The 9,841-nt window shown below is 67.3% G+C and carries 9 protein-coding genes; 7 read left to right on the plus strand and 2 right to left on the minus strand.

Going from position 1 to position 9,841, the window contains the following annotated elements; translation table 11 throughout:
• Nucleotides 1-369, minus strand: a 369-nt coding sequence (locus tag B4M62_RS13180) for an Hsp70 family protein (RefSeq protein WP_290713798.1), incomplete at its 3' end; no start/stop codon positions are given.
• Nucleotides 370-606: 237 nt separating this feature from the next.
• Here B4M62_RS13180 and B4M62_RS13185 point away from each other — a divergent pair.
• The 5 genes from B4M62_RS13185 (at nucleotide 607) to B4M62_RS13205 (ending at nucleotide 6,288) form a co-directional block, all read left to right on the plus strand.
• Nucleotides 607-1,005: a DUF5709 domain-containing protein gene (locus B4M62_RS13185; RefSeq protein ID WP_290713801.1), complete on the plus strand. Its 399-nt coding sequence runs from the start codon at nucleotides 607-609 to the stop codon at nucleotides 1,003-1,005.
• A 51-nt stretch (nucleotides 1,006-1,056) separates the two neighbouring features.
• The gene (locus B4M62_RS13190) at nucleotides 1,057-1,797 is read left to right on the plus strand and encodes a FadR/GntR family transcriptional regulator (protein WP_290713804.1); all 741 of its coding nucleotides are present in this window, start codon (nucleotides 1,057-1,059) and stop codon (nucleotides 1,795-1,797) included.
• Nucleotides 1,787-2,479, plus strand: coding sequence for a sterol desaturase family protein (locus B4M62_RS13195; RefSeq protein ID WP_290713807.1), 693 nt, complete (start codon nucleotides 1,787-1,789; stop codon nucleotides 2,477-2,479). The genes B4M62_RS13190 and B4M62_RS13195 overlap by 11 nt, the downstream gene beginning before the upstream one ends.
• Nucleotides 2,480-2,556: 77 nt before the next feature.
• The gene (locus tag B4M62_RS13200; protein ID WP_290713810.1) at nucleotides 2,557-4,743 is read left to right on the plus strand and encodes an acyltransferase family protein; all 2,187 of its coding nucleotides are present in this window, start codon (nucleotides 2,557-2,559) and stop codon (nucleotides 4,741-4,743) included.
• Nucleotides 4,744-4,911: 168 nt separating this feature from the next.
• On the plus strand, nucleotides 4,912-6,288 hold the full coding sequence (locus B4M62_RS13205; protein ID WP_290713813.1) for an acyltransferase family protein: 1,377 nt from the start codon (nucleotides 4,912-4,914) through the stop codon (nucleotides 6,286-6,288).
• Here the strand turns inward: B4M62_RS13205 and B4M62_RS13210 are convergent.
• Nucleotides 6,251-6,871, minus strand: coding sequence for a SanA/YdcF family protein (locus B4M62_RS13210; RefSeq protein WP_290713817.1), 621 nt, complete (start codon nucleotides 6,869-6,871; stop codon nucleotides 6,251-6,253). The two genes, B4M62_RS13205 and B4M62_RS13210, sit on opposite strands and share 38 nt — an antisense overlap.
• A gap of 121 nt (nucleotides 6,872-6,992) precedes the next feature.
• Between B4M62_RS13210 and B4M62_RS13215 the strand changes: the two genes are divergently transcribed.
• Nucleotides 6,993-8,438: a WS/DGAT/MGAT family O-acyltransferase gene (locus tag B4M62_RS13215; protein WP_290713820.1), complete on the plus strand. Its 1,446-nt coding sequence runs from the start codon at nucleotides 6,993-6,995 to the stop codon at nucleotides 8,436-8,438.
• Between the two features lie 152 nt (nucleotides 8,439-8,590).
• Nucleotides 8,591-9,841: (Fe-S)-binding protein (locus B4M62_RS13220; protein WP_290713849.1), on the plus strand; the 1,251-nt coding region annotated here is incomplete at its 3' end.

Below are 9,841 nucleotides of genomic sequence, written 5' to 3' on the forward strand. Positions count from 1 at the left end.
GAAGTAGGCCGGCACGGTGATGACTGCTTCGGAGACGTCCTCGCCCAGGTAGGACTCGGCGTCGCGCTTGAGCTTCATCAGCGTACGAGCGCTGATCTCCTGCGGGGTGTAGTTCTTGTCGTCGATCTCCACCGACCACTCGCCCTCGCCCATATGGCGCTTGACCGAGCGGATGGTCCGATCGACGTTGGTGACCGCCTGGTTCTTCGCGGGCTGGCCCACGAGTACCTCGCCGTTGCGCGCAAACGCGACGACCGACGGTGTGGTGCGCGAACCTTCGGCGTTCGCGATGACTACGGGCTCGCCGCCCTCCAGTACAGACACCACCGAGTTGGTGGTTCCCAGGTCGATTCCGACAGCACGGGACATGAGTGTTGATTCCTCCTGTTGATGTGGCCGACCACCATGTGGTCGCCGACCGTGTTCCCAAGTCTTTGGTTGGTCGTAAGAACCTCAGCGCTTCCGACTCAAGTTCTAGTCGCCGATTCGTCATCGGTCAACTCGTATTGAGTCATAGTCACTCAAGTTTCCCGATTGGTGCAACCACCCGGGTCCCCGATCCATTCCCGGCGCCCACACCCTCCGGCGAGCCGATACGCTCGAGGCATGAACGACGACATCGACGACGCCGGCGGCGACTACACCGCCGAACAGCTCCAGCCCGACGAGATGCTCGCCGACGAGGAACTCACCGACGTTCTCGACCGCGGCTATTCACCGCCGGACCATCCGCCCCACGACTACGAGCGGGGCGACTACGAGCACGAGTCGCTCGACGAGCGCCTCGCCGAGGAAGAACCCGACGTCGGCACCGGTCCAGACGCCGATCGCGACGCGGACTTCCCGTCTGCCGACGAGGTCGGCGGCGTCCGGGCCGGGCGACTACTCGGCCCCGATGGCGGCGGGATGTCCGACGACAACGAGCAGCTGCTCGCGACCGACATCGGCGTCGACGGCGGCGGCGCTTCCGCCGAGGAAGCCGCCATCCACATCATCGGCGAGTAGCTAGTGGTCTGACCACTTGACAGATAGGCCATCTGGTCGCACGCTATGGGTGTGACCTTCCAGCCTGTTGCACGCCGCTCGGTATCGGAGGACGTCTTCGACCAGATCGCCGCGCAGGTCGTCAGCGGCGCACTGCCCGCCGGCGGCCCACTCCCCAGCGAACGAGAACTCGCGGCCGCCCTCGGTGTATCCCGCCCGGCTGTCCGGGAAGCCCTTCAGCGCCTCGACGCCGCCGGACTGGTACACATCCGACAGGGGGACACGACGACGATCCGCGACATCCGGCGCGACGGCGGACTCGACCTGCTGCCCCTGCTGCTCGTCCACGGCGGCGGACTCGACCTGACGGTGGCCCGTTCGGTCGTCGAGGCGCGCGCGGCCATCGCGCCGATCGTCGCCGGGCTGGCCGCGATTCACCTGCCCGACGCGCAACTCGCCACGCTGGGCGAGCAGGTGAATGAGATCGCCCGCGAAACCGATCCACTCGGTCGACAACTGCTGGCCCTGGAGTTCTGGGACCGCATTGTCGACGGCTCCGCGTCGATCGTCTACCGCTTGATGTTCAACACGCTGCGCGCCGCCTACGAACCGGCCCTACCCGCACTGTCGGCGGCGATGGCCGACGAGGTGGGCCGGGCCGACGCCTACCGGCCGCTGGTCGCGGCGCTCACCGCCCGCGATGCCGCCGCGGCCCGCCGGGCGGCGGACGACCTCCTGGCACCGGGCACCGCCGCCCTCCTGGCCGCCTTCGACGCGGCGGCCGACATCCCGGGGGGCCCGCATGGCCACTGACCGGGCCGCACCGGCACCGCACCGATCCCCCGGCGAGCACCGGGCTCGACTGACCACCCTGCACACCGCATTCGCCGAGTTCTGGCGTCATCCATCGCCCTGGCTGATCGCCGTCTCACTCGCCGGGGCAGTGGTCGCGCGGGCGTCGCTGGGCCACTGGCAGTGGACCGACGGCCTCGTCCTCATAGTCCTCCTCGCCCTGTCGCCGCTGATCGAGTGGCTCATCCACGTCGGGGTCCTGCACTGGCGCCCCCGACAGATCGCCGGCCTGACCGTCGACTGGATGCTGCCGCGCGACCACCGCCGCCACCACCGGGATCCCCGCGACCTGCCACTGATCTTCATCCCGTGGCCGGTGCTCGTCGGCCTGCTGCCGACACTCGCCGGGATCGCGCTACTCGCGCCCGGCCGGATCGAACTGAGCCTGACCTTCCTGGTGACGGTGACCGCGTTCCTCCTGAGCTACGAGTGGACCCACTACCTCATCCACACCGACTACAAGCCACGCCACCGGCCGTATCGCGCGGTGTACCGGAACCACCGCTACCACCACTTCAAAAGCGAGCACTACTGGTTCACGGTGACGACGGCGGGAACCGCCGACCGTGTCCTGGGCACCCACCCCGACCCGGCGGCCGTCGCCACCTCCCAAACGGCGAGGAACTTGCACGGCATCGGGTAGCCGCCGAACAGGACAAAGCTCACCGACCGAGCGGCCTGCTTAGGTGCTCTAAGGGATCCGCGCTACCCTGGCACGTTGTGACTGCGAGCTCGACGACCACGGCAACCGGGGACGACACCCCCCGATCCGGTCCGCCCAAGCCGAGCGCGACGCCCACCGCCTACCGCCCCGACCTGGATGGTTTGCGCGGTCTGGCCATCGCGCTCGTTGCCATCTTCCACGTCTGGTTCGGCCGTGTGTCCGGCGGCGTGGACGTCTTCCTCACCCTCTCCGGCTACTTCTTCGTGGCATCGCTGCTCAAACACGTCACCGTCACCAATCCGAGTTCGGCGTCGTGGCGCGAGGCAGTCAATCCGTGGCCACGGCTGTCCCGGCTGCTTCGCCGCCTGCTCCCCGCCCTGTATCTGGTGCTGGCCGGTGTCGTGCTGCTGATCGTGCTGGTCATGCCGCGCACCCGATTCGCACCGCTCGGCCAAGAAGTCATCGCCTCGGCGCTGTACTACCAGAACTATCTGCTGGCCCTGACGTCGCAGGACTACGGTGCGGCGACGTCGGCGGCGAGTCCGATGCAGCATCTGTGGTCGATGTCGATGCAGGGCCAGTTCTTCGTCGGGACGCTTCTTGTCGCACTGGCCCTCGGCGGAGTCCTTAAGTGGGCCGCCCGACGGCGCCCGCGACTGGGCGATCCGGGGACGATCCGCGCGATTGTCGGCGGCTCACTGGCCGTCGTCACCGTCGTCTCGTTCGCCTGGGCCAACTACCGCCACGGCGTGAACCAACCGGTGAACTACTACGACACCCTCGCCCGGATCTGGGAGCCACTGGCCGGCGGCCTGCTCGCCGTGTGGATGCCACGCCTGGTGATGCGCCGCGCCGTCCGCAACGCGCTGGCCATCGTCGGGCTCGGGCTCATCATCACCTCCGGATGGTGGATCGCCGGCGTGCAGGAGTATCCGGCGGCACTTGCGCTGGTGCCGGTCGGTGCAACGCTGCTCATCATCTGGACCGGGTCGGCCGCCACCCGGCCGGCGGGCAACCCTGCTCCCGACATCGACGACAACCGGGACGTCAACGGCTTGATGGCCCAGCCCATCATGATGTGGCTCGGCAACATCGCCTATGCGCTCTACCTCATCCACTGGCCGCTGCTGATCTTCTACCTCACCTGGCGCTACAAGGACCACGCCAACTTCCTTGAGGGCACCGCCATCCTGGCGGTCTCGGTGGTCCTGGCCTGGCTGGTCACTCGATTCGTGGAGACCCCGCTGCGGGCCGGGCGCGGCACCGATTTCTCCTCCCGCTACCGGCGCATCCTCGTCGTCGGCCTGGTTCTCGCGACGATCGCCGCGGGTACGACCTCGGTCGCCTGGATCAGGCACCAAGCCAATGTCCGGGTCGACACCATGAACCTCGACCCCCGGCTGTATCCGGGCGGGCTGGCGTTCCTCTGGGGCGTCCCGGCACCGCACATGCCGCCGCAGCCGCCGGTGGAGGCCGCCTACCTGGACCGTGGCGCGACGTGGGACAACCCGCCCCACCAGATGATCACCGGCTGGAACGACGACACGGTGAAGGTCGGCGTCTACGGGGACACGACGGCGACGCGGACTCTCGCGATCGCCGGCGGATCACACGCCGATATGTGGTTGCCGGCGCTCGACGTCCTGGGCAAGAAGCACCACTTCAAGGTCACCACCTACGTGAAGGTGGGTTGTGCGCTGGTCAAGACACACGTCTTCAAGTGGTACGGCAAGGATCGGCCCGACTGCAACCGATGGGCCGCCAAGGTGATGACGAGGCTGGCGCAGGACAAACCCGACGTCATCTTCACCAACAGCACCCGTCCGACCGAGGCCGAGGACAAGCGGCCCGGCGATTATGTGCCGCACGACTATGTCGAGGTATTCGACGAGTTCGAGGAGCGCGGCCAGAAGGTCATCGCCATGCGGGACACCCCGTGGACGCATCTGGAGAACAGCTGGAACCCGCCGGAGTGTCTCGCCAACGGGCGCAAGTCCCAGGTCTGCGGTGTCAAGCAGTCGGTCGCGCTGGCGCCGGCCGACCCGGCCCGCACGATCGTTGCACAGTTCCCCAATGTGACCTTCCTCGACTACACGAAGGCCGTGTGCAAGGACGGGTATTGCCCCGCGGTCGTCGGGAACATCCTTGTCTACCGCGACACCCACCACCTCACCGCCACTTTCGCGCGCAGTTTGGTCCCGGCGCTGGACAAGGACCTCGCCAAGGCCACCGGCTGGTGGTAACGGCGCCTTCCGGGGTGACCAACAACACTTCGCCTGCCTAACTAAATTTCAGGCGGCTCCCAGGTTCCGCCGTTAAACTTGATCGATCATGCCTTTCCCGCGGCCCGGGCCGCGAACGACGCGGAGCACGTCGCGTCGCCACCCAACCGTCAAGGGGCTTTGTTAGCGATGACCAGCACAGTGACAACGCGCGATCGCACGCGCGACGACGCTGATGTGGCCGCCCCCACCGCTGTGACCACCCCCGCCGAGTCGTCGGCAAAACGCTCCTACCTGCACCACCTCGACCTGATCCGCGCGACAACGTTCGGACTGGTCATCTTCATCCACGTGCTAACCCAGACCACCGACGAGGTCAACAGCGTCGGCGTCACCACCACCGGCCTGTTGCTGCACTTCACGCGCAACATGTTCTTCGCACTCACCGGGTTCGTCCTGGCCTACCAGTACTTCGGGCGCGACGACTTCTCCACCTGGTCGTTCTGGCGTCGCCGGATCAAACTGGTCCTGTACCCGTACGTCATCTTCACCGCGATCTACTTCGCCGTGAAGATCCTGCTGCCGCAAGGCCGGCTGTCGAGCGACGGAAGGGCCCTGGGCGGTTATCTGTGGGGCGGCCTGACCGGCTCATCCTCCTTCCGCGACTTCCCGTCGAGCGTGGGCGACACCGCCAAAGAGTTCGCCTGGAACCTCGGCTGGGGACTCGGCGGCGGCGGATTCCACATGTACTTCCTGCTGGTGATGATCCAGGTCTACCTGCTGTTCCCGCTGGTGCTGTGGCTGCTGCACGCGACCAAGGGCTACCACGCCGCCGTGCTGGCCGCATCACTGGCGCTCCAGGTGCTGCTCACCGTCGGCATCACGCACTGGCTGCCGTCGACGAGCCCGTGGTGGCACTACTACGCAACCTTCGTCCCGTACCAGTTCTTCCTCCTGTTCGGCGCGATCGCGGCCGTCCACCGCGACGCGATCACCGACCTCGTCACCGGGGTGCATGCCCGGCATGTCGGCGCCGGGCTGGCCGCCACCCTCATCGGCACCGGCGCGTATGCCGTCTGGGAATTCCGCGACCGGCTACAGGACTCCGATCTCCCGCCGAACGCCTCCTCGGGCGCATTCGAGCCGACCCTGCTGCCCTTCCTCATCACGGCCATCGTCTGCCTGTACGCGGGTGCACTGACCTGGAACTACCGGTGGCGCGCCCGGACCCCGCGGTTCGGCCGGTTCGTGTCCTACGCGTCCAACCGCAGTTTCGGCGTCTTCCTCGTTCATGTGCTGGTGCTATACCTCGTCCTCGGCATGCAGGGGCACGGCGAGAGTTCCTGGCTCATCCGGACGCTGCCTCAGCCGCTCGGCACGGCGGCCGCCTACGCGGCGACGCTCGTCGGGTCGATCCTGCTCGTCGAGATCCTGCGCCGGCTCCCCGGGTCGCGCTATCTCACCGGTCGCGAGCGGCTCCCGCTCCCCAAACCCGGCACCCGGTCGCTGCGCACGTCGCGCAACCGGGCTACCGAAGAACCAGCGACAACAGTGCGCGCGGCCTAGCCAGCAGCGCCTCCCGCAGGTGATTGCGGACAATCGACCACCACGCGCAGTCCGGACACGGTGCCGCCACGCCGATTGGATCGGGCCCGTGCCGGCGGCACAGCGCGATGGCCCGATCGAGATGGAAATCCTGGGTCACCAGAACCGCTGCGGACAGGCCGAACTCGGACCGGGCGCGCACACAACTGCGCTCGGTGTCGTAACCCGCGGGGTCGTCCCGGATCGCGGCCGATGGGACGCCTGCGCGTTCCAGATACGCCCGCATCACACCGGTCTCACTGCCGTACCGCGATGACCCGTTCCCCGAGTTGAGAATCGTCGTGACCCGCCCGGACCGGTAGAGCGCGACGGCGGTATCGAGTCGGGCGCGAACATACTCCCCCGGTTCCCCGTCACTCACCTTCGACCCGAGGACCAGTGCGGTCGATCCCGCCGGGACGTCCTGGGGCGCCACCACCCGCGAACGCGCCGCGAAGTAGACCCAGGTCGCCGATGCGGCAACGATGCCCTCCCCGACGATCAGGCCGAGCAGCCCCAGGCGCCACAGCAGACGCCCGGCCGAAGTCGATCGCCGTGGCCTCACCCCGACACCGTAGATCGCCGACTTGGCCCCCACACAATCGAGGTCATGACTCCGGCCACGACGGTGCGCGTTGTATGACTAAGCTGAGCGCACTGTCGTCGCCGCGAAAAAGGACCTCCACATGCAGTACATGCCCGTCACCTCGTCGATGTTCCTCATCGCTGAGACCCGGGAGCAGCCGATGCACGTCGGCGGCCTGCAACTGTTCGTCCCGCGGGACGGGCAGAGCGCCGACGAGCTCGCCGACGAGGTCATGGCAGCGTTCAACCAGAAGATGACGATCAGCGAGATCTTCCGCAAACGACCCGCTCAGCCGTTCAGCCTGGTCGGTTCGCTGGCCTGGAGCATCGACGACGACGTCGACCTGCATTACCACGTGCGCCGGATCGCCCTCCCCAAGCCGGGCCGGATCCGCGAGCTGTTCCACTACGTGTCGCTCAACCATTCGACGCTGCTCGACCGCTCGCGCCCGATGTGGGAGGCCCACGTCATCGAAGGGCTCGCCGATGGTCGTCTCGCGCTCTACACCAAGGTCCACCACTCGCTCGTCGACGGTGTGTCGGCGCTGCGATTGCTCGAGCGCACGCTGTCCACCGATCCCGATGCCCGAGACGCCACCGCACCGTGGGACATCCGCCTGCGCGCCAAGGCGACCCCCGCGACCGCCGAGATCGACGCGCTGCCACCCGCTCCGCCTGCCGAAGCAGACTCCGATGACGGCATTCTCGGGGGGCTGCGCAGGAATATCGGCGCGGTTGCCGATGTCGCCGGCCAGGTCGCCGGCCTGGTGCCCGCCGTCGGCCACGTGGCCTGGAAGGCGATGAGCGACGACCATTTCGTCGCCCCCGGCTACTTCGCCCCCCGGTCGATGTTCGACGTCCCCATCGGCAGTGCCCGCCGATTCGCCGCCGACCAGTGGTCGATTGCCCGACTGCGCGCCGTCGCCGACGCGCTCGATGTGACGATCAACGACGTCGTGCTGGCCATGTGCAGCTCCGCGCTGCGTGCCTACATGGTCGACAACGGGTCACTGCCGACCGACCCGCTGATCGCCATGGTCCCGGTCTCGATGCGCCTGGGCAATGAGGCCGACGGCAACGCGGTCAGCGCGGTGATGGCCAACCTCGCGACGAACGACGCAGATCCGGCGTCCCGCCTGTCCACCCTCGTCGAGTCGATGCGGGCGAGTAAGAATGTGATCCGAGGACTGCGCCCGCTGCAGGCTCTCGCCCTCGGGGCGGCGACCATCGCACCCCTCGCGTTCATGTCGATCCCCGGGTTCGTGTCCTTCACCCCGCCCCAGTTCAACCTGATCATCTCCAACATCCCCGGCCCCAAACAAGACATGTATTGGAACGGCGCGAAGCTCGACGGGGTGTATCCGGTATCGATCACCACGTCGGGCAATGCCATCAACATCACCATCACCTCGGCGGGCGACCACATCGGATTCGGCGTGCTCGGCGCCCGCGCGCAGGTGCCCAGCCTGCAACGCCTCCTTGACCACCTCGAAGAGGGACTGGTGGAACTCGAGGGCGTCGCCAAACTCACCGCCCCACCAGGTTAGGTAAGCCTTGGAGGCGCCCGACGGGGTCGAGGCTCTACCGTATTCACGACAGTATGTAGTACCCACCTTGCTGCACGTGTCCGCTTCGCCGGTCTTTGGCGCGACGACCCCCGTGTACGGGTGACGCACCTACGAAAGGCGAGGTGGCATCGTTGAACGCAACGACGATCACTTTGGGTCTCATCGGTATCGCAATCAGCCTGGTCTGCTGGGCCAACTTCGGCCGCGGGGTCACGCGGATCGCCCGGACGATCGCGCAGGGCCAACCCGCACCGGGCCGCTTCCACCCCTTCTTCCCGCGGCTGTTCACGATGCTCAAAGAGTTCATCGCGCACACCCGCATGGTGAAGTTCCGCACCGTCGGCTGGGCCCACTGGCTGGTCATGATCGGCTTCCTCGGCGGCTTCCTGCTGTTCTTCGAGGCATACGGCCAATCGGTCAATCCCGAGTTCCATTGGCCCCTGTTCGGCAACACCTTCGCCTGGCACCTGTGGGACGAGATCCTGGGCATCGGCACCGTCGTCGGCATCGTGACCCTCATCGTCATCCGCCAGCTCAACCATCCGCGCGTCCCGGCGCGCCTATCGCGGTTCTCCGGGTCGCGTTTCATTCCCGCCTACACGATCGAGGCCATCGTCCTGGTCGAGGGTCTGGGCATGATCCTGGTCAAGGCCGCCAAGATCGCGACCTATCACCACAGCAACCCGGGCTCGGACTTCTTCACGATGCAGGTGGCCAAGCTGCTGCCGGCCAGCCCCACCCTGGTCGCCGTATTCGCGCTGATCAAGCTGCTGTCGGGCAGCCTGTTCCTGTTCCTCGTCGGCAACAACCTCAACTGGGGCGTCGCCTGGCACCGGTTCTCCTCGTTCCCCAACATCTTTTTCAAGCGCGAGGCCGACGGCGGCGTCGCGCTGGGCGCGCTCAAGCCGATGATGTCGGGTGGTCGCCCGTTGACCATGGACACCGCCGACCCCGACACCGACTCGTTCGGCGCCGGCCGGATCGAAGACTTCAGCTGGAAGGCGTGGCTGGACTTCACCACGTGTACCGAGTGCGGCCGCTGCCAAAGCCAGTGTCCGGCCTGGAACACCGGTAAACCGTTGAGCCCCAAGCTGCTCATCATGTCGCTGCGCGACCACGGCTACGCCAAGGCCCCCTACCTGCTGGCCGGCGGTCGCACCGACATGGGCGGCGACGAGGTCGGCCTGGTCGACGCCGACGGCAACGAACTGGCCGCCAAGCTCGAAGCCATCCCGGCCGCGGCGCGCGCCGAGGCGCAGCGCCCGCTGGTCGGCGAGGCGGCAGGTGTGGGCGCCGGTGCGGTCATCGACACCGAGACGTTGTGGAGTTGTACGAACTGCGGCGCCTGCGTCGAGCAATGCCCGGTCGACATCGAGCACGTC

The organism is Gordonia sp. UBA5067 (assembly GCF_002414845.1).
Lineage (GTDB): Bacteria > Actinomycetota > Actinomycetes > Mycobacteriales > Mycobacteriaceae > Gordonia > Gordonia defluvii.